This is a genomic window from Caldimonas taiwanensis NBRC 104434 (assembly GCF_001592165.1).
Lineage (GTDB): Bacteria > Pseudomonadota > Gammaproteobacteria > Burkholderiales > Burkholderiaceae_C > Caldimonas > Caldimonas manganoxidans.
In genome coordinates this window covers 14,459-38,991 of record NZ_BCWK01000019.1, presented here as the reverse complement: position 1 = coordinate 38,991, position 24,533 = coordinate 14,459, and the positions used below count along the sequence as shown (strand labels likewise).

Genomic DNA, 24,533 nt, shown 5'->3' with positions numbered 1-24,533 from the left:
ATCGTGCGAGCCTGTTCGTCCAACACTGTTTACTCCTCGTTCCGTGCCCTCTGCCTTGCGCTCACCCACGCCGGTGCTGTCAAGCCCAAAGGCTTGGCCGCTGTACGGCGTGGCCAGCAGCCGTGACATCGAAGCCCGCGCCCTGGCCGACGTGCCGCCGTACACGCTGATGGCACGCGCCGGCCGCTCGCTCGCCCGATTGGCCCAAGCCGTAGCCCCCCATGCGCCCCAGGTATGGATTGCGGCTGGGCCCGGCCACAACGGGGGCGATGGCCTGGAGGCAGCCGCTTGCCTGCGTGAAGCCGGGCGGATCGTGCAGGTCCATCTGTGGGCCGATCCGCAGCGTTTGCCTACCGATGCCGCGCATGCCTTGGAGCGCGCGCGACGAGCCGGCGTGCCCATCGTCGCCGGCCCGGATATCGACGCGCCTGCCGAGCGACCTGCCGGCAGCCTGGCCATCGATGCCTTGCTCGGCCTGGGGGGGCGCCGTGCGCCGCAAGGCCCCATCGCTGCAGCCGTGCAGGCGCTGCGACGCCATCCAGGCCCGGTGCTGGCCGTGGATCTACCCACCGGATTGGATGCCGACACCGGGCGCAGTCTGGGCAGCGGCCCCGACGACGTGGTACGCGCCGACCACACCCTGAGCTTGCTGACCCTCAAACCCGGCCTGTTCACCGCCGACGGACGCGATCTGGCCGGACGCGTATGGTTCGACGACTTGGGGGTCCACCCCCAACGGCCCGCCGATGCTTGGCTCGGCGCGGGCCAGGTGCCGCGGCCCCACAGACGCCACGCGCACCACAAAGGCAGCTTCGGCGAGGTGCTGGTCGTCGGCGGCGCCGCCGGCATGGGCGGCGCGCTGTGGCTGGCCGCCCGTGCCGCGTTGGCAGCCGGTGCAGGACGGGTCTACGCCCACCCCTTGGACCCGCAGGCGCCCTTGCTGGACCCCCAGCAACCCGAGTTGATGGGGCGGGATGCGGCAACGGCCGCCTCACTGCCCATCGACTCACTGACCGTGGTGTGCGGTTGCGGGGGAGGATCGGCCATCGGGTCCGCCCTGCCTTGGTGGCTTGGACGGGCTCCACGCCTGGTGCTCGATGCCGATGCGCTCAACGCCGTGGCCGCGGACGCCGGCCTGCAGGCCCAACTGCAACGCCGCGCCCGCCGTGGGCAGTCCACCGTGCTGACGCCGCATCCGCTGGAGGCTGCACGCCTGCTGGGGGCCACATCGTCCCGGGAGGTCCAAGCCGACCGGCTGGCCGCAGCCCAAACCTTGGCCAGACACCTGGACTGCACCGTGGTGCTCAAAGGGTCGGGCACCGTGATCGCTCAGGCCTGCGGCACCCCATGGATCAACCGCACTGGCAACGCAGCCTTGGCCACTGCAGGCACGGGCGATGTACTGGCGGGCTGGCTGGCCGGTCTGTGGGCCCAAGGGCTCGATGCCTGGACGGCCGCCACCGCCGCGGTGTTTCTACACGGGGCGGCAGCCGACCGCTGGATCGCCGAGGGGCACGGCGCCCCACTGCGCGCCAGCGTGCTCATCGAGCGCTTGGCGGCCTCATGGTCCGCCTCGACGCCGACTATCTGACCCGGCGAGCACTGCGTGGCTTGGGCGGCTTGACGGCCGTCTTCTTGGATCCACCGCGAGCGCCGCGACTGACCGCCGCAGCCCCCGCTTTGACCGCACGTGCGCGGGATTTCACCTGCCGATCGGCCGCCTCCACCTCCGCCAGCCGAGCCTGTCGGCTCCCGCCCAGGCCTTTGCCCGCGCGGGAGCCGGCGCGCTCGTCGGCCGCCTCGTGCACCATGCGGAAATCGATCTTGCGTCCGTCCAGGTCCACACGGATGACTTGCACCCGCACCCGCGCACCGATCGCGTAGCGCACCCCGCTGCGCTCACCGCGCAGCTCCTGGCGCACCTCGTCGAAGCGGAAATACTCGCCACCAAGCTCGGTGACATGCACCAAGCCTTCGACATAGAGCGCATCGAGCTGCACGAACACACCGAAGCTCGTGACCGCACTGACCGTGCCGCAGTACTCCTCGCCGAGGTGATCTCGCATGAAGCGACATTTGAGCCAGGCTTCGACATCGCGGGAGGCTTCGTCGGCACGTCGCTCGCAAGCGCTGCAATGGATGCCCGCGGCCTCCCACTGCGCCATTTCAGCGGCCGGGGTCTTTTTTTGCGCCCCACGCCGCTGCGGCTTCGGCACGTCGAGCAAGCCGCTCAAACGATAGCGCTGCCCCTGCAACAACGCCTTGATGACCCGGTGCACGAGCAAATCGGGGTAGCGGCGAATCGGGCTGGTGAAGTGCGTGTAAGCCTCGTAAGCCAAGCCGAAATGCCCCGAGTTGACCGGGGTGTAAATGGCCTGCTGCATGGATCGCAGCAACATCGAGTGGATCTGCGCCGCATCGGGCCGCCCCTTGGTCGCCTCGGCAATGGCCTGAAACTCCCTGGGATGCGGTTCGTCGCTGATGGTCAGCCCCAAGCCCAAGGCGCGCAGATAGTTCTGCAAGACCACGCGCTTGTCCGGCGTGGGACCCTCGTGCACCCGATACAACGCCGGGTGATTGGCGCGAGCAATGAAGTCGGCCGCGCACACATTGGCCGCCAGCATGGCCTCCTCGATGAGGCGATGCGCCTCGGTGCGCACCCGCGGCACGATTTTTTCGATGCGACCGTTGTCGTCGCACACGATCTGTGTCTCGACGGTCTCGAAGTCCACCGCTCCACGCTGGGTGCGCTCGCGCAGCAATGCGCGGTACACCTCGTGCAGATGCAGCAAGTGCGGCACCAAGGCTTGGCGGCGCTGGGCCTCGGGGCCGCGGGTATTGGCCAGAATGGCCGCCACCTCGGTGTACGTGAGCCGCGCATGCGAGCGAATCACCGCCGGGAAAAACTGATAGGCGTGGATCTCACCTTTGGCATTGATGAGCATGTCGCAGACCATCGCCAACCGGTCCTCGTCCGGGTTGAGCGAACACAGCCCATTGGACAGTTTCTCCGGCAGCATCGGGATGACCCGACGAGGGAAGTACACCGAAGTGGCGCGCTCGTAGGCATCGGCATCCAGCGGGTCGCCGGGCTTGACATAGTGGCTGACGTCGGCAATGGCCACCACCAAGCGCCATCCTTTGCCACGGCCAACGCGTGCCGGCTCGCAGTAGACCGCATCATCGAAGTCGCGTGCGTCCTCACCGTCGATGGTCACCAAAGGCACGTCGGTCAGGTCGATGCGGTGTTTGCGGTCGGCCGGGCGGATCTTGTCGGGCAGCTTGGCCGCCTGGGCCAAGGTCGCCGGCGAGAACTGATGCGGCACTTCGTACTTGCGCACCGCGATCTCGATCTCCATGCCAGGATCGTCGATCTCGCCCAGCACCTCGGTGACGCGACCGACCGGCTGTGAGTACATCGACGGTGGCTCCGTCAACTCCACGGCCACCACCTGCCCAGCCTGGGCTTTCGCGATCGCGTTTTTCGGGATCAGGATGTCTTGCCCGTAGCGCTTGTCTTCGGGCGCCACGATCCACACACCCCCCTCATGCAACAAACGGCCGATGAGGGGCGACTTCTTGCGCTCGATGATCTCGAGCACACGCCCTTCCGGGCGGCCCTTGCGATCGTGCCGCACCACACGCACGCGCACGCGGTCGCGGTGCAGCACGGCGCGCATTTCCTGCGGCGAAAGATAGACATCGGCCTGTCCATCGTCACGGCGCACGAAGCCATGGCCGTCACGGTGACCGATGACCGTCCCTTCGACCTCGTCGAACAAGGTGGTGGCCATCGTGGTGCTTGCAGTTTTCAAATGATTGATGATAGAATCTCCTTCTGTTCTGACGCACACGACGCTTGATTGCATGCGTGATGTGAGTCGAGCACCTGAGCCCAGGTGGCGGAATTGGTAGACGCACTAGTTTCAGGTACTAGCGGGTAACACCGTGGAGGTTCGAGTCCTCTCCTGGGCACCAGATACCAAAGCCTCGCATCTCTGATGCGGGGCTTTTTCATTTCCGGTGCGTCTGCGGGTGCCAATTTGACGACGCACACGATGACGACGCACACGACATCGCATGCGGTATCGCATGCGCAGCCGCATCCGCGGCCACACTTTCCATCACTGGCACCATCCCTGGCCGGCACGAGCCAAGCGGGTGGGGCGGCTGCAAAGCCACAGCCCACCCGCGAGGCCATGTTCCTGCGAATCGAGGGCGGACCGGAAGACGGGGCGGCGCTCAAACCTGGTACTTTTTGGCCAACCCTTCGGGACGCAACGTGTCGTACTCTTCGAAGGGCTGGTGGATCCATGGACTGGTGGGCAGCAACTCGACATGGTAGTCCGGCATGTAGCTGGACACGCCCTTGACCCAGATGACTGCCGAGCGCAGCTCCGTGATGGCAGGCATGCCGCGCAAGCGCTCGACCACCGCTTTGAGTGTCACACCGGAGTCGGCCAGATCATCGACCAACAACACTCGGCCGGCCAGTTCGCCCTTGGGCATCGTGATGTATTTGGCCATGTCCAAGCGGCCTTGGATGGTGCCGCCTTCGGCACGGTATGAGCTGGTGGACATGATGGCCAGCGGTTTGTCGAACACACGCGACAGCACATCACCAGGCCGCATGCCGCCCCGCGCCAAGCACAGAATCTGGTCGAAAACCCACCCCGAGTTGTGCACCTTCAGCGCCAGACGCTCGATGAGCATGTGGTACTCGTCCCAGGACACATAAAGGTGTTTGCCATCGTCGGTCAGCATGCAGGCTCCTTGCGCTTGCTCATCGTCTGAGAGATACGGATGAATGGGTTGAGGGGCTGGGCCTGGGCACAGGCTCAGGCCTTGTACGGATGACGCAGCAAAATGGTGTGCTCTCGGTCTGGTCCGGTAGACACCATGTCGATGGGGGCTCCGATATGCGCTTGCATGCGCTCCAGATAAGCGCGCGCATTGGACGGCAATCGGTCCCACTGGGTGATGCCGGCGGTGCTGTCCTTCCAGCCCGGCAGAGTTTCGTACACGGGCCGACAATTGACGATGTCATCGGCGTCCAAGGGCAAGATGTCGATGCGTTGCCCACCGAGCTCATAGCCCACGCAGATCTTGATCTCCTCCAGGCCATCGAGCACATCGAGCTTGGTGATGCACAGACCCGAAATGCCGTTGATCAGCACGGAGCGCCTGAGCGCGGCCGCATCGAGCCAGCCGCAACGGCGCGCGCGCCCCGTGACGGTGCCGCGCTCTTGGCCCACGGTAGACAGGTGGTAGCCCACCGTGCCCGGCTCGTCGATGGGCAGCTCCGTGGGGAACGGCCCGGAGCCCACGCGGGTGGTGTAAGCCTTGGTGATCCCCAGGATGTAGTGCAGTTTGTCCGGCCCCACCCCCGAACCGGCCGCGGCATTGCCGGCCACACAGTTGCTGGAGGTCACATAGGGATAGGTGCCATGGTCAACGTCGAGCAAGGTGCCCTGGGCCCCTTCGAAGAGGACATGGCCGCCCTGCAAATTGGTCTGGTGGATGCGCACGCCCACATCGGCCATCATGGGCTTGAGCTGCTCGGCCACCTGCATCGCATGCTCGAAGATGGGCTCGAAGGCCAAGGCGCTGGACTTGAGGTAGCCCTGCAACACGAAATTGTGCAGATCCAACAACTCGCGCAGCTTGGCCGCAAAACGCTCGGGATGCTTGAGGTCTTGCACGCGCAGCGCCCGGCGCGCCACCTTGTCCTCGTAGGCCGGACCGATGCCTTTGCCCGTGGTGCCGATCTTGCCAGCGCCACTGGACTCCCGCAGGGCTTCGCGCGCGCGGTCCAGCTCCACATGGAAAGGCAGGATCAGCGGGCAGGACTCGCTGATGAACAGGCGTGAACGCACCTCCAGGCCAGCGGCTTCCAGACGTTCGATTTCCGACAACAGATGCGCGGGATCGACGACCACGCCGTTGCCGATGTAGCAAGCCACCCCCTCGCGCATGATGCCCGAGGGAATGAGCTGAAGGGCCGTCTTCTTGCCCTGGATGACCAGGGTATGGCCGGCGTTGTGTCCGCCCTGGAAGCGCACCACGGCACTGGCATGGTCGGTGAGCCAGTCCACCACCTTGCCCTTGCCTTCGTCGCCCCACTGCGTTCCGACCACAACGACGTTGCGGCCGCTGGTGTGCTCAGTCATGTCTCACGATCCCAAACGAAAAGATGTCTGTCGGCGCCCCTCGGCGTTCACAGCGGACGGACGACCCAGCGATCGCCGTGCGCGACGAGCTCGCGATCGCATTCGAATTCCTGCACCTCGTGCTCGTGCCCCGGCAGCACGCACACGACGACCTCCCCCTGTTCGCGCAGCCGGCGCACTGCCTCGCGCAGACTGGGATCTTCTCCCCACGGCGCGCGCACAGCCGCCCGCGTGCCGGCCACCTGGGCCAGGCCCACCAGTTCCTTCAAGTCGGTACTGAATCCCACGGCCGGACGGTTGCGGCCGAAGACCGCGCCGACCTCGTCGTAGCGCCCTCCGCGCACCAATGCGTCAGGGTAGCCTGCCGCGTAAATCGCAAAGCGGGCTCCGCTGTAGTACCCGTAGCCACGCAGATCGGCCAAGTCCACCCCCAAGCTCACGCCCGGGAAGGTGCGGGCGAGATGCTCGGTCAGCCAAGCCAGGTCGTCCAGCGCCGCGGCAATGCCCGCACGCGGGGGCAAGCGGCGCCGGGCCTCGTCCAGCACCTCCCGCCCACCGTATAGCTGCGTCAAGCTGAGGAGCCCCTCGCGGGACTCGGCCGGAAACCCGGCGGTGAGGTCTTGCAGTGCGGCCGCATCCTTGGCTACCAAGCTGCGATAAACCGCCTCCAACGAGGCCGCATCCACCGGCACCCCCGCCAGCAGCGCTCGCACGATACGGGCATGGGCCAGATCGAGCGTCAGCCCCTGCACGCCGACACGCTGCAAGGCGGTCAGCGCCAGCTCTTGCACCTCCAGATCGGCCTCCAAGCCGGCATGACCGTAGATTTCGGCGCCGAACTGCAGCGGCTCGCGGGTGGCGCGCAGACCGGCCGGCCGGGTGTGTAGCACCGGTGCGCAGTAGCACAAACGCGTCACGCCCGCGCGGTTGAGCAAATGGGCATCGATACGCGCAACCTGTGGCGTGGCGTCGGCCCGCACACCGAGCGTGCGGCCACTGAGTTGGTCCACGAGTTTGAAGGTGCGCAGATCCAACTCGCCGCCCGCACCGGTGAGTAAAGATTCGAGGTGTTCGAGCAGGGGCGGCATGACCAGCTCATAACCGCAGCAACGCGCGCTATCGAGCAAGACCCGCCGCAATTCCTCGATGCGCCGCGCCTCGGAGGGCAAGACATCGGCAATGTGCTCGGGCAGCAGCCAAGCAGAAGACATGGGAACGTGCCAGGGGATTGAAAACGCGATTGTACCGGTGACTCGGCGCCCATCCCCGCAGCGCCGAGCCTGCGGCTTCAGGTGGCCAGCATGAGCAGCAGCAGGCCCGCAGCAAGACTGAGCAGGCCCAGGAAACGCAATTGCCCGTCGGTGAGCCGAAGCGCCTGTTCGAACACCCGGCGCCAGACGCCCGGACTCACGAAAGGCAACAGGCCCTCGAAGACCAGCATCAGCCCCAGCGCCACGAAGATGAGGTCCCCCATGCGGTCAACGGCGGCTCGCCCCAGCGCCACTGCCTTGCATGGCACGGAAGAACTCGCTGTCGGGGTCGAGGATCATCACATCGGATTTGCTGCGGAAGCTCTGACGGTAGGCTTCGAGGCTGCGGTAGAACTGCGCGAACTGCGGATCGCGCCCGAAGGCTGCGGCATAGATCGCCGCGGCCCGGGCATCACCCTCACCCTTGATTCTCTGAGCGTCACGGTAGGCTTCGGCCACGATGATTTCCCGCTGACGATCGGCATCGGCCCGGATGCTCTCGCTCTCGGCCGCGCCAGTGGAACGGCGCTCATTGGCCACGCGACGACGCTCGGACTCCATGCGACGGTACACCGCATCGGTGATGCTGGCGGAAAAATCCACACGCTTGATCCGCACGTCCACGATTTCGATGCCAAAACTTTTGGCATCTTCAGTCAAGCGCGCTTGCACGGCCTGCATCACACGATCACGTTCGGTCGACAGCACCGCCTTGACGGTACGTCGAGTCACTTCCTCGTTGAATGCAGCCTGCACGATCGGCGCCAGACGCACCTCGGCGTTGCGCACATCGGCGCCGTTGTTGTTCCGAATGAACTGCCGAGGGTCGGTGATGCGCCACTTGACCAGCCAGTCGATCACCAAGCTTTGCTTTTCAGCGGTGAAGATAGGGCGGGTCTCCGGGCTGTCGAGCGACTGGATGCGTTTGTCCAGGAAAACGACGTTCTGAAAAGGCGGCGGCAGCTTGAACTTCAAGCCGGGCTCGCTGATGACTTCCTTGATCTCGCCCAGCGCGTACACCGCGGCGAATTGGCGCTGATCGACGACGAACAGCATCGACCCGGCCAGGACGACGGCCAGCAGCAGGGTCGAGACGATCATTCCGATGCGATTCATGAGTTCCTCTTGGTCTGCACTCGGTCATCAACGCACATCGCGCTCGCGGCTGCGTTGCGGGTCGCGCAGGCGGTTGTCACTGGACAGGGGCAGCGGCTGTTGCGTCTGGGCTTGGGCCTCTGCGGCCGGCGGCGTCTGGGCCGCCCCCTGCACCGCGCTGAGCTGCATCAGCTTGTCCAGTGGCAGGTACAACAGGCTGTTGTTGCGCGTGTCGACCATGATCTTGCTGACGTTGCTGTAGATCTGTTGCATGGTCTCGATGTAGAGACGGTCGCGCGTGACCGCCGGAGCCTTCTGATACTCGGCCAGCACGCTGCGGAAGCGGTCGGCATCACCCTCGGCCTGGGCGATGACGCGCGCCCGATAGGCTTCGGCCTCCTCGCGCAGACGCGCCGCGGTGCCCTGTGCACGGGGGATCACATCGTTGGCATAGGCCTGGCCTTCGTTCTTCAGACGTTCACGGTCGGCGCTGGCTTTGAGGGCATCGTCGAAAGCCGCTTGCACTTGCTCGGGGGCTTGTACGCTTTGGATGTTGACGTTAGAGATCACGATCCCGGCGCGCAGCCGATCGAGTTGGGTTTGAATGGACTTGACCAACTCGGCAGCGATCGCATCACGCTGCTCGTACAGCACTGCATCCATCGCGCTGCGACCGACGATCTCGCGCACAGCCGACTCGGCGGCCTGAACCACGGCATCATCGGGGCGACGGTTTTCGAACAGATAGTCTTTGACATCCTTCAGGCGGTATTGCACCGTGAAGCGAATGTCGACGATGTTCTCGTCTTGGGTCAGCATGGACGAGTCACGCAAGCCGGTGGCCTGCACGACCGAGGCGCTGCCCACATCCACCGAGCGCAGCTGCGTGACCGGCACCGTCTCATGAGACTGGAAGGGATACGGCAAACGCCACTTGAAGCCGGCTTCGGTGGTGTGGCTGTAGCGGCCGAACGTCATGACCACGGCTTGTTGACCTTCCTGAACGATGAAGAAGCCACTGCCCAGCCAGATCAATACCACCACGCCGACGATCAACCCCGCGCCGATGCCGGCGCCTTTCATGTCCGGCGGCTGGAAGCCTCCACCATTACCATGGCCCTCGGGACGCTGCGGTCCCCCCGGACGGCCGCCGAACAGGCCGCTGAGCTTGCGGTTGAAATCGCGCCAAAGTTCGTCCAGGTCCGGAGGGCCTTCATTGCGCCCACCGCCGCCTGAGCCTTGATTGCGCGTCGGCTCATTGCCCAGGGGATCGAGGCGGCGTCCCCACCGGGGATCGTTCAGATTGAACAGTCCGCGCACGGGGCGCAGCATGGTTGCCACAAGGGCCTTGAACAGCGCGCGCCCCACGTGGGCCAGACGCTGGACGAAGCCGGCCGCAGCGGTAGGGGATTCGGGAAAGGAGCGAATGTTCATGCTCATGCGACAAGGATGGTGTGTGGGGGAGCGTCAGGCAGGAGCGCTCCAGGTTCGGTCAAAGCGTCCCGGGCCAAGGGGTCGGTGGAGATCGGTGCCCCAAGCGCCGCTTCGGCAAGCACCCGGCGCAGGCGGTCCAGCCCTTGGCCCGTGGCCGCGCTGACGAATACCCGCGGCGCCGAACGGTGCGGTGTCAGTTCGAAGGTATCGACCAGCTCCCGGGGACGCTGACTGGCCTGCAGACGATCCAGCTTGTTGAATACCAAGATTTGAGGGAGTTCGGCTGCGCCGATGTCGGCCAACACCCGCATCACTTCATCGACTTGTTCCCGCCACGTAGGGCTGGACGCATCCACGATGTGCAACAAGAGGTCGGCATCGGCCGCTTCTTGCAAGGTGGCCTGGAAGGCTTCCACCAGGCCGTGCGGCAAATCGCGGATGAAGCCCACCGTATCGGACAGGCTGACCGTGCGCTCGGCATCGGCCAGATAGAGTTGGCGTGTGGTGGTATCCAGGGTTGCAAAGAGCTGGTCCGCCGCATAGGCGCGGGCCTTCACCAAGGCGTTGAACATCGTGGACTTGCCGGCATTGGTATAGCCCACCAGCGAGACCTTGAAGGTGCCGTTGCGCTGCCGCGAGCGACGCTGCGTCTGCCGCTGGCGCTTGACACGATCGAGTTGGGCCTTGAGCGACTTGATGCGCTGGCCGATCATGCGTCGGTCGAGCTCGATCTGCGTCTCTCCAGGCCCCCCTCGGTGCCCTACCCCGCCGCGCTGCCGCTCCAGGTGACTCCAACGCCGCACCAAGCGCGTGGACAGGTACTGCAACCGCGCCAGTTCGACTTGCAGCTTGCCTTCATGGCTGCGAGCACGCTGCGCGAAAATTTCCAGGATGAGCATCGTGCGATCGACCACCGGCACGCCGAGAAAGCGCTCGAGGTTGCGCTGCTGCGCCGGCGACAAGGCCTGATCGAACAGCACGCGGGTCGCCCCATGTTGACCGACCAGGGCCTTGATCTCCTCGGCCTTGCCCAGCCCCACGAACAAGGCTGCGTCCGGGGCCTTGCGCCGTGTCGTCAAACGCGCCACCGGAGTGTCTCCGGCCGACTGCGCCAACAGCGCCAACTCGTCCAGTGTCGGATCGAAGGAAAAACCGGGGCCGAGGTCCACCCCCACCAAGATGGTGGGCTGGGTCACGTGCGCTGCCGGGGCATTCAAGGTCGGTGTCACCTCAAGCGGGTCGCCAACGCCGCCCGGTCGCGCCGGGCGGGCCTTCAGGCATCAGTGGGAATCGGCCGGGTCGTTGGGATGAAAATTCACCGCACGCCCAGGCACGACCGTAGAAATGGCATGCTTGTAGACCATCTGGGTGACGGTATTGCGCAAGAGCACCACATATTGATCAAAAGACTCAATATGCCCCTGCAACTTGATGCCGTTGACCAGGTAGATCGACACCGGCACATGCTCTTTGCGAAGCAGGTTCAAAAACGGGTCTTGGAGGAGTTGCCCTTTGTTGCTCACGATATTCTCCGTGTTGGATATTTTGGAAGCCGCACGTTAACACACCACCGGGCGCATTCCGCGGATTAGTCAGGAATCCTTGTCTGAGAAGGGGTTGCGGGACGAACGCATTTCTATCCTCAAGGGCGTGCCCACCAGCTTGAAATGGTCTCGGATGCGCCCTTCGAGATAGCGCTTGTAAGCATCGGTGACATGCTCCAGCGAGTTGCCATGCACGACCACCACCGGCGGATTCATTCCCCCTTGGTGCGCGTAACGCAACTTGGGACGGAACATGCCGGATCGCTTGGGCGCTTGGTGCTGCACGGCCTCGTGCACCAGCCGGGTCAGCACCGGGGTGCTCATCTTCTTGAAGGCCGATGCATGGGCCTGGGCGATGGCCTTCCACAAGGGACCGAGCCCTTGGCGCCGCAGGGCAGAAATGTGCAGCCGCGGGGCAAAGCGTAGGAATGCCAAGCGCTGCTCGATCGAACGCTCGAGCATCTGGCGCTGATAGTCGTCCACCGCATCCCACTTGTTGATCGCAATGACCACCGCCCGTCCGCTGTCGAGGATGTAACCCGCGATGTGTGCATCCTGGTCGCTCACCCCTTGCGTGGCATCGAGCAGAAGCACCACCACGTGGGCCTCGGAGATCGCCTGCAGGGTTTTGACCACGGAGAACTTTTCGATGGCTTCGAAGACCCGCCCCTTGCGACGTAAGCCCGCGGTGTCGATGATTTCGAAGCGCTGGCCATCGCGCTCCAACGGGACACGAATGGCATCGCGTGTCGTGCCGGGAAGGTCGAAGGCCACCAAGCGCTCCTCACCGAGCCAGGTGTTGATGAGCGTGGATTTGCCGACGTTGGGCCGCCCCGCCACCGCCAGGCGAATGATGTGGCCCTGCGTTTGGGCGTCCTCCTCGGCCTCGTCGTCTTCGGGCAACGGTGGCAAATGCTCGAACACCGCATCGACCAAGCCGCGGACGCCTTGGCCATGGGCCGCGGACACGGGCAGGGGCTCGCCCAGCCCGAGCTCGTAGAACTCGGCCAGCTGAGGCCCCTCTCGCATGCCTTCGGCCTTGTTGGCGGCCAGCACCACGGGCTTGCCGGTCGCGCGCAAGTAACGCGCGATGTCATGGTCCTGGGCAGACAGCCCCGACCGCACATCGACGACGAACACGATGGCATCGGCTTCGGCCACGGCTTGGCGGGTCTGCTTGGCCATCTCTCGCACGATGCCATTGTCGGCATCGGGCTCGAACCCGCCCGTATCGATGACGATGAAATCCCGCCCGCCAAGCCGGCCATCACCGTAGTGGCGATCGCGCGTGAGGCCGGCAAAGTCGGCCACGATGGCGTCGCGAGACTTCGTCAGACGATTGAACAGCGTGGATTTCCCCACGTTGGGACGCCCGACGAGCGCGATCACGGGTTTCATGGCGAGCTCCTCGTGCAGCGGTTCATTCAGGACGCCACGCGATGAGGCTGCCAGCGCGAGTCAACACCACCAAGCGGTCTCCCACGAGCAAAGGGGCCGCTGCAATGCCGCTGCCATCGGTGGCGGCACGGCCGACGATCTGCCCGTCGCGCCGCGACAGGAAGTGCACATAGCCCTGCGCGTCGCCGACGATCACGCTGTCTCCGGCGGCCAAGGGCGGCGTCAAACCGCGGAAACGCAGAGCATCCAGCGACCAGGCCACCTCACCGTCTCGGACACGGTAGGCCGTGACGCGATCGGTGCCGTCGACGCCATAGACCTGATCGGCGTCCATGGCCAAGCCCACCGATCCATTGGAGGCCTTGCTCCACAGCAAGACCGCGCGGCGCGTGTCCACACAACCCACAGCCGCCTGGAAGGCACGTGCGCACACGATCTGTGCCGCACGCCCCACGGGGCCAACGAGGTCGGCCAGGCGTTCGATCTCGTTGGTGCCGCGCGGTGTGGCAATCGGCACCTCCCAGCGCACGCTGCCGCGCAGAGGATCGAGACCGGCCAGCTTGGCCCCCTGCCCCACCAACAAGGTGTCACCCATCGGTTGCAACACGCCTTGCTGAGCCAGCGTCAGCGGATCGCCGGGGCGCTGATGCTGCCACAGACGTGCGCCGCTGGCCGCATCGAAGGCATGCACGGATCGGTCCAAGGCATACACGAACACCCGCTCGCCGGCCACCAAGGGCGCCGTCAGCGAGCGCGTGGCCAGACGCTGGCGCCACAGGACGTCCCCATCGCGCAATACGACCACCTCGTTGTCCCGCGTGAGCACCGCCACATGCTGGCCATCGCTGCCCACCCCCGCCGACAGTGGCGCCTCGAGTCGAGCACGCCAGCGCCACTGCCCGGTGCTCACGTCGATCATGCCCACGGCCCCGTCGTCGGATGCCACCGCGAGCCCATTGCCCGCAGCGTACAGCTGCACCGGCATGCGAACCGCCCCCAGCGATTGCTGCCAGGCCACCGCCACACGCACGATGTGGGGCGCCGGCTGCACCAGCGGCGTTGGATCGGGGCGTTGCGGCGCACTCGAACACGCCGCCAGCAGGAATCCCACCGCCCCCAGGGCTGCCAAACGCCGCATCAGCGCACCTCCTCGGTCGACGGGGCCGCGCCCAGCGCGGTCAGTTTGGCCTCGACCACGCGCCGATAGTCCAGACTGGGATCGAGCGCACGGTAGGCCTTTTCGTATTCCTGGCGCGCGGCATCTTTATGTCCTTGAGCCAGTTGAATGTCGCCACGGCGGTCGGCCGCCAGACCTTCGAAGGCCGGCGGAATGTCCTTGCTGACCAACGCCAAGGCCTCGTCGTAGGCCTTTTCGTCCAGCAACAAGCCAGCCAAACGCAAACGGGCAATCGCACGCAAATCAGGCTCCGAGGACTTCTCGGCCACCCAGCGCAAGGTGTCGCGGGCCGCAGCAAGCTGGCCGCGATCGACCAGACTGCGGGCCGCCATCAGCCCCGCCTGGCTGGCATAGGCCGTGCGTGGGTGGCGGGCCCGCAGGTCCTCGAAGGCTTGACGCACTTTGTCGACATCGCCAGCTTGAGCCGCCTGCTCCAGCGCATCGTACAGCGCACTGGCTTTGGCCCCCTGGTCGCGCTGCCAGTAGTTCCATCCGTTCCAAGCGGCAAACGCCGCGAGGACCAGGATCACCGTCCAGGTGATCAGGTTGCCGTACTGGCGCCAAAAGTGCTTGAGTCGTTCGACTTGCTCTTGTTCTTCGAGATCGAGATGGGTGGCCATGAGGAGGTTCATCCATGTGCGGCGCGGCGGCCGGCAAACTGACAATTATGCGTCGAGCAATTCGGCCGCCCATGCGGCCGGATCATCCAAGGGACGCAGCACCTGAGGTTGTTGAGCATCACGCAAGGCCTTGACGGCCACCTGCCCCTGCGCCAGCTCGTCTTCGCCGAAAACCAGTGCAAAGCGTGCACCACTGGCATCGGCCTTCCTGAACTGGCTCTTCATGCTGCCCAGACCGTCCTTGCCGGCCGCATGCATCAGCACCGAGACCCCGGCGCCACGCAGCGCCTCGATCAACTGCATGGCGCGCGGCAAGGCGCCGGCGTGCGGAATCACGGCATAGGCGTGCGGAGCGCAAGCCGCGGACTGCATCCCAAGCTCCTTGAGCAACTCCAGCACACGCTCGACTCCCAAGGCCCACCCCACCGCTGGCGCGGGCTTGCCACCGATCTGCTCGATGAGGTAGTCATAACGCCCACCACCGCACACCGTGCCCTGCGAGCCCAGGCGGTCGGTCACCCATTCGAAGACGGTGAGGTTGTAGTAATCCATGCCGCGCACCAAGCGCGGATTGATGCGATAGGCCAGGCCGTTGGCATCGAGCACTGCCCTGACGGCATCCAGATGCTTGAGCGAGGCTTCGCCGAGGAAGTCCATCAGCTTGGGGGCCTCCTCGACCAGCGCTTGCATGGCCGGGTTCTTGGTGTCGAGGATGCGCAGCGGATTGCTGTGCAGCCGGCGCTGCGCATCGGCATCGAGTTGGTCGCGGTGGCGCTCGAAATAGGCAATCAGCGCCTCGCGATGCGCGCGGCGCTCCTGCGGCTGCCCCAAGCTGTTGAGCTCCAGGCGCACATCGTTCAAGCCGATGTCGCGCCACAGGCTGCGGCACATGAGGATCAACTCCGCGTCCACGTCTGGGCCGGCGAAGCCCAGCGCCTCGGCTCCGATCTGGTGGAACTGACGGTAACGGCCCCGTTGAGGCCGCTCGTGGCGGAACATCGGCCCCATGTAGTAGACACGTTTGCCCCCGTCATACAGCATCGAATGCTCGACCACGGCACGCACCACACCGGCGGTGTTTTCCGGACGCAGGGTGAGCTGGTCACCGTTCATGCGATCCTCGAAGGAGTACATCTCCTTTTCCACGATGTCGGTGACTTCCCCCAACCCTCGCACGAACAGCGACGTGGGCTCCACGATGGGCGTGCGGATGTTGCTGTAGCCGTAGCGCCGCATCAGGGCGCGCACCTTGTCTTCGAGCCACTCCCAACGCGCCGACTCCGGCGGCAGGATGTCGTTCATGCCTTTGATGGCCTTCAATGCCTCTGCCATGTGTGATCTTCTCGTGATGCCGCCGGGGCCCATCCCCCGCATGCGCAGCGTCTCAGGTTCATGCCGCCGGTTCGAGCCGTGAAGACGGACCGAAACGGCGCTCGACATACGCCTCGACCAGGCGCTGAAATTCCTGCGCGATGTTCTCACCGCGCAGCGTGACGGACTTCTGGCCATCGATGTAGACGGGGGCGGCCGGCGCCTCACCCGTGCCAGGCAGGCTGATGCCGATGTCGGCATGCTTGCTTTCGCCTGGGCCGTTGACGATGCACCCCATCACCGCCACCTTCATCGCCTCCACCCCGGGGTAGCGGGCCTTCCACACCGGCATCTGCGCGCGCAGGTAATCGTCGATCTGCTTGGCCAGCTCCTGGAACACGGTGCTGGTGGTGCGTCCACAGCCCGGGCAAGCCGTCACGCTGGGGACGAAAACGCGCAAGCCCAAAGCCTGCAAAATCTCCATGGCCACGACCACTTCCTGGGTGCGCGCTTGGCCAGGCTGCGGAGTCAATGAGACACGAATCGTGTCGCCGATGCCTTCTTGCAACAACACCGACAGAGCCGCCGTCGAGGCGACGGTGCCCTTGGTTCCCATGCCTGCCTCGGTCAACCCCAGATGCAGCGGATGATCGCAACGAGCGGCCAAGGCCCGGTAGACGCTGATCAGGTCTTGCACACCGCTGACCTTGCACGACAGGATGATTTGCTCGGGCCGCATGCCCAGCTCCTGCGCGCGGCGGGCCGAGCCCAAGGCCGAGGTGACCAGAGCCTGGTACATGACCTGCTTGGCATCCCAGGGCTGCGCCCGCTTGGCGTTGTCATCCATCAACTGCGCCAAGAGCTCCTGGTCCAAGCTACCCCAGTTCACGCCGATGCGCACCGGACGGTCGTACCGCAGTGCCACCTCGATCATCTGCGCGAATTGGCGGTCGCGCTTGTCGCCTTTGCCCACGTTGCCGGGATTGATGCGGTACTTCGACAAGGCTTCGGCACAACCGGGGAAATCGGTGAGCAGCTTGTGGCCGTTGTAATGGAAGTCGCCCACGAGGGGCACATCGATGCCCATACGATCGAGCTGCTCCCGAATGGCAGGCACCGCCTGCGCCGCCTCGGGGGTATTGACGGTGATGCGTACCATCTCCGAGCCGGCCAGCGCCAGCTCCTTGACCTGGATGGCCGTGCCGATGACATCGACGGTGTCGGTGTTGGTCATCGACTGCACACGCACCGGCGCATCGCCGCCGATGGTGACCACGCGCCCCCCCCAGACCACACGGGCCTGCAAGCTTCGCCGAGGCGCGGCTTGCGCCGCGGCAATGGGGCTGTCGTCGTCGTAAGGCTGCAGCAGGCTTGCGGAGCTCATCATGCTCACCGGATTTCGAAACGGGCGACGTTCTCGCGCCGGAAAGGGGTCATGTCGAAGACCTGACCGCGCACGCGAAGTTCGGTCGCCTCGGCATTGCCCACACGCACACGCATCGGGAACGCGCCGTCCAAGCTCACTTCCTCGCCAGGCGCCAACAGCCGGGACAGCAGAATCCGACCGTTGGCATCCTGGATTTCGATCCAGCTCTCGGCGCGGGTTCGCACCAGCACGGCAGCCGTGGGGGCCGCGGGCGACGCCGGCGCTGCCTGTTGCACCGCCGGCGCTGGAGCCGATGCCGCTGCGGACACCACGGGCGCTGCAGAGGCCGGCACCTCGAGGCTGGCCGACGGTTCTACGGGCACCACCTCCACGCGCAGGCCGCTTGCGGCCGTGGGGTCATGGCGGCCAAGCCACTCCTGCCAAGTGCTCGAAGGAATCGACCACAACACGGCCGCGCCGGCCACCAGCAACACCACCACCCAGACGACCGGACGCTTGAGCACGCCCAGGACGGCGGAGCCGGCGCCAGGCCCACCGGGTTCCCGAAAGGGTTGATTCAGGCCTTGGGCCACTTCCTCGAGCTGCGACAGCGTGCCCGGCGAAGGCAGCAAGGCCAGCACGGGGGCCGGGTCGATCTTGAGCGAGCGACAGACGGTCTGGGCCAACGCCCGGGCGAAGGTCGCATCGGGCAGCTCGTCCAGACGGTCCGCCTCGAGCGCCTCGAGCTTGCGTACAGACACCTTGATCGACGCGGCAAGCTGGGCGATGTGCACGCCCTGAGCCTGACGCGCGGCCCGGATCATCGCGCCGGCGCTGGATTCGATGGTGGCTTGTTGGGGCTGCTCGTCAGTCATCGAAACGCCCCCGCTCGAAATTGGCGGCCTCGCGCGATTGCGGGAAACGCTGGCGCAGTTCTCGACCAAGTTCGTTGGCACCGCCCCGGTTGCCCAGCCGGTGCTCGATGCGCGCTGCCAGCCACAGGCTTTCGGCATTGACCAGCTCGGGCACGGCATTGACGCGTCTCACATAGAAACGGGCCCGCTCGTACTCGCCCTCTCGATACAGCACCATGGCCAGATTCATCGCGGTCACCGGATTGCTGGGATCGAGTTCATAGGCCCGCGACAAGGTTTTCTCGGCCTCGGCCACCTGCCCGGCATTGGCCTGACACACGCCCTTGGCCACCAAGGTGCGCGTCACGTCTCGATATTCCGGCATCGCCAAGGCCCGGTCGAACTGGGCGAAGGCATCGGCATAGCGCCGCTGCTGACACAGGAACCACCCGTAGTTGTGCACCACGCCCCCATCGCGGGGATCGAGCTGCATGGCACGGTTGAAACTGTCCTCGGCCGCAGCGGCTTGTCCCAACGCCGCATGGATCAACCCGGCCAGGTTGTGAGCGTCGGCCATGTTGGGCTGCAAGGCCAGCGCCTGGCGCACCTCATTGAGGGCCGTGGCATGCTGGCCCTGCCCAAAATACGCCACGGCCAAATCGAAACGAATGCGTGCTCGGCGTTGGACCTCGCCATCGTCGCCGCGTGCGGACTGCGTGCTGCTGCGACCCGACGACGGCGGCGCCGAAGCGCAAGCCCCCAGCAGCAGTGCCAGGGACAGCACGGCAGCCAGCCAGACGGACATGGGGCCTTGTCGCACGCTCATGAACGGGTCTCCTTCGCGAGAGCTCCTCCCGATGCGGGCAGGGCTTGGATGCGGATGGGCTGGCGGGTCAGGCGGCGCTGGACATTGGTGCGGTCTCGCACCTCGCCGGCCAGTTGCCCGCAGGCAGCGTCGATGTCATCACCTCGCGTCTTGCGCACGGTGGTGACCAGGCCCGCGTCGGCCAGCACGCGGGCAAATGCCTGCACCCGATCCCGCCCAGAGCGCCTCAGCCCCGAGGCTGGGAACGGGTTGAAGGGAATGAGATTGAACTTGCAGCGCACCCGATCGCGCACCAGCGCGACCAGCTCGCGCGCATGGGCCTCGGTGTCGTTGACGCCCTCGAGCATGCAGTACTCGAAGGTGATGAAGTCTCGAGGCGCGGCCTGCAGATAACGGCCGCAGGCATCGAGCAACTCGGCCAGCGGATATTTGCGGTTCAAAGGCACGAGCTCGTTGCGCAACGCGTCATTGGGCGCATGCAAGGACACCGCCAAGGCCACCGGGCAGTCTTGACGCAGCCGGTCCATCATCGGCACCACACCCGAGGTCGACACCGTGACGCGCCGCCGCGACAGACCATAGCCATGGTCATCGAGCATGGTGCGCAACGCCGGCACCAGGGCATGGTAGTTCTGCAGGGGCTCACCCATGCCCATCATGACCACATTGGTGATGGCGCGTTCCCCAGCCGGCAGCCCCAAGCGCTGGCGCAGGTGATGCTCGGCAAACCACAACTGGGCAAGGATCTCGCCGGTGCTGAGGTTTCGGCTGAAGCCCTGGTGGCCGGTGGAACAGAAACGGCAACCCACGGCGCAACCGGCCTGGGAAGACACGCACAGGGTGCCGCGGTCATCCTCGGGAATGAAGACGGCTTCGACGGCATCGCCGCCGCCCACGTCGAACAGCCACTTGATGGTGCCGTCGGCGGAAGCCTGTTCGCTGAGCACCGGCAGCGGCCGCACCTGCGCCACACCGACGAGCTTTTCGCGCAAGGACTTGGCCAAATCGCTCATCTGGCCAAAGTCACGCACCCCCTTTTGATGGATCCAGCGAAAGAGCTGGACCGCGCGGAAGCGCTTCTCGCCCAGCCCTTCGCAGTAGGCAGCCAGCCCGTCGAGATCGAAGTCGAGAAGGTTGACCGCCATGGGAGCGCCCCGCGCAAGAAAGCGAAGGTCTGCAACCGCGCTCAGCGGCTGTAGACGTTCATGCCAGGGAAGAAGAAAGCCACTTCCGCAGCGGCGGTTTCAGGCGCGTCCGAGCCGTGCACCGCGTTGGCGTCGATGCTTTCGGCAAAGTCGGCGCGGATGGTGCCCTTGGCCGCCTTTTTCGGGTCGGTCGCGCCCATCAGCTCGCGGTTCTTCGCGATGGCGTTTTCGCCTTCCAGCACCTGAACCATCACCGGGCCCGAGATCATGAATTCGACCAGGTCCTTGAAGAAGGGGCGCTCCTTGTGCACGGCATAAAAGGCCTCGGCCTGCGCGCGCGACAGATGCACCATCTTGGCCGCGACGATCTTCAAGCCAGCGCTCTCGAAGCGGCTGAGGATTTGGCCGATCACGTTCTTGGCCACGGCATCGGGTTTGATGATCGAAAGGGTGCGTTCGATCGCCATGAATTTTCTCCTGAATCAAGGACTTGGCAAAACCTTGGATTGTAACTCTTGCCAAGCGTTCACTGGCACGCCCTCCGATCACCCGACCCGCCGGCGCGCCCCTTCAGCGGCCGCGCCCGCCCCGCTTACCGCCTTTGTGCCGCCCGGCTTTGCCGCGTCCGAGATAGGCGTCGGCGCCAATGTAGCCCACGCTGGTCTGCATCGGATCGGGCTGGCGCGGGCTGTTTTGGCGCGCCCGGGTCGATTGCGCAAAGCGCTTGTCGTAGGTTTGCTCCAGCGGATCGGGAATGACCGGACGCCCCCCGTTCGGACGCCCCCCGGCGCCGCGCCGCTTGCCAGACTTGCCGCCTTTGCCCCCGCCAGCGTTGCCACCGCGAGGCTGGTCGGTCCCGGTCAGGCGCCGGATCATGCGCACATCTTGATCGCCCAGTTCGACCCACACCCCGCGCTTGAGGCCGCGGGGCAGCACGATGTTGCCGTAACGGATACGGATGAGTCGGCTGACGGTCAAGCCCACGGCATCGAACAGCTTGCGCACCTCGCGGTTGCGGCCTTCGGTGATGACCACCCGGTACCAGCGATTGGCCCCTTCACCACCACCGTCTTCGATGGACTTGAAGCTGGCCAATTGGCCGTCGATCTTCACGCCTTCGAGCAGTTTTTGACGCGCCTCGGGCTCCAGCGTGCCCAACACACGCACGGCATATTCGCGCTCGACACCGAATCGCGGATGCATGAGCTGGTTGGCCAGCTCCCCTGAATTCGTGAAAAGCAGCAAACCTTCGGTGTTGAGGTCCAGCCGCCCCACCGACTGCCACTTGCCCTGCTTGAGCTTGGGCAGACGCCGGAAAACGGTTGGACGGTTTTGCGGGTCATCGTGCGTGACCACCTCGCCAGCCGGTTTGTGATAGGCCAGCACCCGCGGCGGCGGCGGAGCGATTTGCACTTTGATGGGCTTGCCGTTGACCCGCACCTGGTCCCCGTAGGAAATACGCTGGCCGATGTGCGCGGGCTCACCGTTGACCGAAATGCGGCCTTCGAGGATGAGTTGCTCCATGTCGCGGCGCGAGCCGATGCCAGCCTGCGCCAGCACCTTGTGCAGCTTGGGCGCATCGGGCTCCGGCGCCAGCACGCGCTTGGTGGTCGCCTCCACCTCCTGGGCAGCGTCTTCGGCTTGCATCTCGTCGTAGCGACCCTCCACGACATCGGCAAACCGCTCGGCGACTTCGCGGCTCGCATCCGGGCTCACCCCCGGGTTCGGAGCCGCCGGCTTGCGCCCACCGTTGCCGCCCTTGCCCGAGCCCGTGGCCGCCTCGGCCGCGCGCTCGGCGCCGCGTCGGCCACGGCGATTGCGACGGCGACGACCTCCGCCGTCGGCCGCCTCCTCGGCAGGGGCCGCAGGCGGCTCCACGGCCTCCGGCGCGACCGATTCGGCCTGTGGCACCTGCGACTCGGGAGTCGGCACGTCCTGCCCGGCGGCTGCGGGCTGGGCGCCTTGGAGGTCGCCGTCCAGCGCCTCCGGCGCCGAAGGGCCGGTCTTGCGTCGACGGGCAGACCGCGGCTTGGGCGCCGATGCTTCCTGCGGCGCTGCAGGCGAGCCGTCTGCAGCCTGCTCATCCCCCATCACGGCGGACACTTCGGATTTGGGCTTGCGAGGGCTGCGCCGCTTGGGCTTGGCCGTCGTTGGTGGGGCCTCGGCCTGCACGGTCGGGAGGGACTCGGGCGACGAGGTTTCGTGGGCTTCAGGGTTCATGGCGCGTCAAAGGTTCAGCGTCGGAAGGGGACTCGGGTTCGACAGGGGCCGAGGTCGATGGGGCGTCCATGGGCTCCCAGGCCGTGTCCGAACCAGGCCCGACATGCTGGGGGGGAGTTGCAGGTGTGTGGAAATGGGCCTCCGTGGCGGCTATTTCGGCCGGCATGGAGGCACCGGTGTCGCTGGACGCTGCGGTCACAGGGTCGGCCTCCTCCAGGCCCTCGGTGGACGGCAACGTGGATGAAGCAGTGGCCTGGGCCGGGTCGGAAGCCCCCTCCTGCTCTTGGGCGGCAGACGCCTCGATCGCATCGAGCAAGGAAGTCTGCCGAGGCGCCTCCTCGGCGGACGCCGCGGCAGACGAAAGGCCCTCCAGCGCGGGCAGCTGGTCCAGCGAGGACAGCCCAAGATCGTCGAGGAACTGCTTGGTCGTGGCGTACAGCGCAGGACGGCCGGGGGCGTCACGGTAGCCGATGGTATCGATCCAACCGCGCTCCTCGAGCTGCTTGATGATTTGGCTGCTCACCGTCACGCCACGGATGTCTTCGATGTCGCCACGGGTGACGGGCTGGCGGTAGGCGATGATCGCCAGGGTTTCCATCGTGGCGCGCGAATACTTCGGAGGCTTCTCGGGGTGGAGTCGGTCGAGGTACTCGCGCATCTCGGGCCGGCTCTGAAAGCGCCACCCCGTGGATACCGCCACCAGCTCGACCCCACGGCCTTCCCAATCGCGCGCCAGCTCATCGAGCAGCATGCGCAAGGTGTCTGCGCCGAGCTCGTCATTGAAGAGCGCACGCATGTCGCGCAGCGCCAGAGGCTGGTGCGCGCAAATCAGCGCGGTCTCGAGGACGCGCTTTGCATCCTGTGTGTTCATGGGCCGTTTGTCGTCCTCGTCTGGGACCGGGCGGTCTGGCGGCGCAGACGCCGCCAGCGGCGTCGTGCCGCGTCGCTGCGGATCCAGCCATGCCAGTGATCGCCACGGGGATCGCCGCGCCGGGTGCGCGGCCACCCTCTTCGCCCGGCACGGCCCCTGGAAGTCCACTTCGGGGCAGCGGGCGGCAGTATGTGCGTCGGGGCCTATTGTAGCCCGGCGGGCGGTCCAGTCCGTGGCCCATCTACCACGGCATGCCAGGCTGCCGCGAAATCGGCCGGCAGCGGCGCTTCGAAGGCCAGCGGACGGGCCTCCACGGGGTGCTCCAGTCGCAGCCTCCAGGCATGCAAGGCTTGACGCCGCAGACCGAGGGCCTCGTGCCCCCCGTACAGGCTATCGCCCACCAATGGAAAGCCTCGGCAGGCCAGGTGCACGCGGATCTGATGCGTGCGGCCGGTGTGCAGCGTGCAGCGCACTGCGGAACAGCCGGCGGCCACGGCCACGAGGGCCACGTCCGTGCGCGCGCTCCGCCCACTGGGCACCACCGCCATGCGCACCCGCGAACGCGGGTCGCGCCCGATGGGCGCATCGATCGTGGACAGGGCCTGAGGCTGCCGGATCTCGCCATGCACCAGGGCCAGATACTCGCGATGCACATTGCGCGCCGCGATGGCCCGGGTCAGCGCGGTCACGGCCTCTTGGGTCTTGCCCACCACCAGCAGGCCACTGGTGTCTTTGTCCAGCCGGTGCACGATGCCCGCTCGCGGCAAGGCCGAGGCCCCCGCATGGTGAGCCAGCAATGCATTGAGCAGCGTGCCCGACCAATGTCCCGCCGCCGGATGCACGACCAGACCAGCGGGCTTGTCGATCACCAGCAGGTGCTCGTCTTCGTACACCACGGACAAGGCGATCGCTTCGGGACGGAAGGCCTGGCTTTGCGGCGTGGGACGCAACTCGACCCGCAAGCGCTGGCCTGCTTTGAGCTTGCGGCTGGGCTGGCACACCGACTGACCATCCAGCTGCACCGCCCCTTGGGCCACCAACTGCTGCAACCACGTGCGCGAGAACTCCGGCACCAAGCTCACGAGCACGCGGTCCAACCGCTGGCCGTGCGCCTCGGCATCGATCAGCGTCTCGCGGACTTCGATCGCTTCTTCCTCGTGCAGATCGTCCGCACCGTCGAGCTGGTCCGCCTCGTGCCAACGCTCTTGGCGGACCTGCGACCCGGGCGGGGAACTGACATGCGCCATATAGA

Annotated in this window: 22 protein-coding genes and 1 tRNA gene; 2 read left to right on the top strand and 21 right to left on the bottom strand. The window is 65.9% G+C overall.

Features of this window, described 5'->3' with window-relative positions:
- The first annotated feature begins 43 nt into the window (after positions 1-43).
- On the top strand, positions 44-1,591 hold the full coding sequence (locus tag CTA01S_RS13540; protein WP_371326099.1) for an NAD(P)H-hydrate dehydratase: 1,548 nt from the start codon (positions 44-46) through the stop codon (positions 1,589-1,591).
- On the opposite strand, the gene rnr is transcribed toward CTA01S_RS13540, so the two are convergent.
- Complete coding sequence (gene rnr / locus CTA01S_RS13535; protein WP_062196298.1) at positions 1,584-3,794, bottom strand: ribonuclease R; 2,211 nt, start codon at positions 3,792-3,794, stop codon at positions 1,584-1,586. The two genes, CTA01S_RS13540 and rnr, sit on opposite strands and share 8 nt — an antisense overlap.
- A gap of 99 nt (positions 3,795-3,893) precedes the next feature.
- Here rnr and CTA01S_RS13530 point away from each other — a divergent pair.
- Positions 3,894-3,978 (top strand) — tRNA-Leu (locus tag CTA01S_RS13530).
- A 264-nt stretch (positions 3,979-4,242) separates the two neighbouring features.
- On the opposite strand, the gene CTA01S_RS13525 is transcribed toward CTA01S_RS13530, so the two are convergent.
- The 20 genes from CTA01S_RS13525 to CTA01S_RS13430 form a co-directional block, all read right to left on the bottom strand.
- Positions 4,243-4,764 carry a phosphoribosyltransferase gene (locus CTA01S_RS13525; RefSeq protein WP_019560235.1) on the bottom strand — a complete coding sequence of 174 codons (522 nt, stop codon included), beginning with the start codon at positions 4,762-4,764 and terminating at the stop codon, positions 4,243-4,245.
- A 74-nt stretch (positions 4,765-4,838) separates the two neighbouring features.
- Positions 4,839-6,170 (bottom strand): adenylosuccinate synthase, encoded by a 1,332-nt coding sequence (locus CTA01S_RS13520; protein ID WP_062196295.1) that lies wholly within the window; start codon positions 6,168-6,170, stop codon positions 4,839-4,841.
- A gap of 47 nt (positions 6,171-6,217) precedes the next feature.
- Positions 6,218-7,381, bottom strand: coding sequence for an ATP phosphoribosyltransferase regulatory subunit (locus CTA01S_RS13515; RefSeq protein ID WP_062196293.1), 1,164 nt, complete (start codon positions 7,379-7,381; stop codon positions 6,218-6,220).
- Positions 7,382-7,458: 77 nt separating this feature from the next.
- A complete protein-coding gene (locus CTA01S_RS13510; RefSeq protein WP_026330069.1) occupies positions 7,459-7,644 on the bottom strand; it encodes a DUF2065 domain-containing protein in 186 nt (61 codons plus the stop codon).
- A gap of 4 nt (positions 7,645-7,648) precedes the next feature.
- On the bottom strand, positions 7,649-8,536 hold the full coding sequence (gene hflC, locus CTA01S_RS13505) for a protease modulator HflC (RefSeq protein WP_019560239.1): 888 nt from the start codon (positions 8,534-8,536) through the stop codon (positions 7,649-7,651).
- A gap of 27 nt (positions 8,537-8,563) precedes the next feature.
- Positions 8,564-9,949 carry an FtsH protease activity modulator HflK gene (hflK, locus tag CTA01S_RS13500; protein WP_019560240.1) on the bottom strand — a complete coding sequence of 462 codons (1,386 nt, stop codon included), beginning with the start codon at positions 9,947-9,949 and terminating at the stop codon, positions 8,564-8,566.
- A 2-nt stretch (positions 9,950-9,951) separates the two neighbouring features.
- Complete coding sequence (gene hflX / locus CTA01S_RS13495; RefSeq protein WP_062196291.1) at positions 9,952-11,166, bottom strand: GTPase HflX; 1,215 nt, start codon at positions 11,164-11,166, stop codon at positions 9,952-9,954.
- Between the two features lie 63 nt (positions 11,167-11,229).
- Entirely contained in the window at positions 11,230-11,472 is a 243-nt protein-coding gene (hfq, locus tag CTA01S_RS13490) for an RNA chaperone Hfq (protein ID WP_019560242.1), read from the bottom strand.
- Between the two features lie 69 nt (positions 11,473-11,541).
- Entirely contained in the window at positions 11,542-12,891 is a 1,350-nt protein-coding gene (der, locus tag CTA01S_RS13485) for a ribosome biogenesis GTPase Der (protein ID WP_062196289.1), read from the bottom strand.
- 22 nt (positions 12,892-12,913) lie between these two features.
- Positions 12,914-14,029 carry an outer membrane protein assembly factor BamB gene (gene bamB / locus CTA01S_RS13480; protein ID WP_062196287.1) on the bottom strand — a complete coding sequence of 372 codons (1,116 nt, stop codon included), beginning with the start codon at positions 14,027-14,029 and terminating at the stop codon, positions 12,914-12,916.
- Positions 14,029-14,688, bottom strand: a complete 660-nt coding sequence (locus CTA01S_RS13475; protein WP_062196323.1) for a YfgM family protein — start codon at positions 14,686-14,688, stop codon at positions 14,029-14,031. The genes bamB and CTA01S_RS13475 overlap by 1 nt, the downstream gene beginning before the upstream one ends.
- Before the next feature lie 45 nt (positions 14,689-14,733).
- Complete coding sequence (gene hisS / locus CTA01S_RS13470; protein ID WP_019560246.1) at positions 14,734-16,020, bottom strand: histidine--tRNA ligase; 1,287 nt, start codon at positions 16,018-16,020, stop codon at positions 14,734-14,736.
- Positions 16,021-16,078: 58 nt separating this feature from the next.
- Positions 16,079-17,383, bottom strand: a complete 1,305-nt coding sequence (gene ispG, locus CTA01S_RS13465) for a flavodoxin-dependent (E)-4-hydroxy-3-methylbut-2-enyl-diphosphate synthase (protein ID WP_062196321.1) — start codon at positions 17,381-17,383, stop codon at positions 16,079-16,081.
- A gap of 5 nt (positions 17,384-17,388) precedes the next feature.
- Complete coding sequence (locus CTA01S_RS13460) at positions 17,389-18,240, bottom strand: helix-turn-helix domain-containing protein (protein WP_062196285.1); 852 nt, start codon at positions 18,238-18,240, stop codon at positions 17,389-17,391.
- Positions 18,233-19,045 carry a type IV pilus biogenesis/stability protein PilW gene (gene pilW, locus CTA01S_RS13455; protein ID WP_019560249.1) on the bottom strand — a complete coding sequence of 271 codons (813 nt, stop codon included), beginning with the start codon at positions 19,043-19,045 and terminating at the stop codon, positions 18,233-18,235. Before pilW ends, CTA01S_RS13460 begins: the two co-directional genes overlap by 8 nt.
- The gene (rlmN, locus tag CTA01S_RS13450) at positions 19,042-20,190 is read right to left on the bottom strand and encodes a dual-specificity RNA methyltransferase RlmN (RefSeq protein ID WP_019560250.1); all 1,149 of its coding nucleotides are present in this window, start codon (positions 20,188-20,190) and stop codon (positions 19,042-19,044) included. The genes pilW and rlmN overlap by 4 nt, the downstream gene beginning before the upstream one ends.
- 41 nt (positions 20,191-20,231) lie before the next feature.
- Complete coding sequence (gene ndk, locus CTA01S_RS13445; protein ID WP_019560251.1) at positions 20,232-20,657, bottom strand: nucleoside-diphosphate kinase; 426 nt, start codon at positions 20,655-20,657, stop codon at positions 20,232-20,234.
- Positions 20,658-20,760: 103 nt separating this feature from the next.
- Positions 20,761-22,410, bottom strand: coding sequence for a pseudouridine synthase (locus CTA01S_RS13440; RefSeq protein ID WP_062196283.1), 1,650 nt, complete (start codon positions 22,408-22,410; stop codon positions 20,761-20,763).
- Positions 22,400-23,281: an SMC-Scp complex subunit ScpB gene (gene scpB / locus CTA01S_RS13435; RefSeq protein WP_062196280.1), complete on the bottom strand. Its 882-nt coding sequence runs from the start codon at positions 23,279-23,281 to the stop codon at positions 22,400-22,402. Before scpB ends, CTA01S_RS13440 begins: the two co-directional genes overlap by 11 nt.
- A 203-nt stretch (positions 23,282-23,484) precedes the next feature.
- Positions 23,485-24,528 (bottom strand): RluA family pseudouridine synthase, encoded by a 1,044-nt coding sequence (locus CTA01S_RS13430; RefSeq protein WP_062196278.1) that lies wholly within the window; start codon positions 24,526-24,528, stop codon positions 23,485-23,487.
- Between the last annotated feature and the right edge of the window lie 5 nt (positions 24,529-24,533).